The 293-nt window shown below is 65.2% G+C and carries 1 pseudogene; it reads left to right on the forward strand.

Annotated features, from left to right (window positions below):
* Nucleotides 1-293, forward strand: a pseudogene (locus tag CEY15_RS17950) (DDE-type integrase/transposase/recombinase); the annotation flags it as partial.

Raw genomic sequence — 293 nt, forward strand, 5'->3', positions numbered from 1 at the left:
GGTACTCGCAGTACTGCGCCCTGTTCGCCGAGCACGCCCGCATCAAGGACGTGGTGGCCACGCTGCATCACGAACCGGGTCGGACGATGCTGGTCGACTGGGCCGGTGACACCCTCGAGGTCCTCGACGCCGTCACCGGAGAGGTCACCAAGCTGTACTTGTTCGTGGCCGTCCTGCCGTACTCCGGTGCGGTGTTCTGCCGCGGCTTCACGGATATGAAATCGCCGTCCTGGATTGACGCTCACGTCGCCGCATTCGCGTTCTTCGGCGGGACACCGCAGATGGTGGTGCCC

The sequence above is a fragment of the Dietzia natronolimnaea genome, from assembly GCF_002289575.1.
In the GTDB taxonomy this organism is placed as follows: Bacteria; Actinomycetota; Actinomycetes; order Mycobacteriales; family Mycobacteriaceae; genus Dietzia; species Dietzia natronolimnaea_A.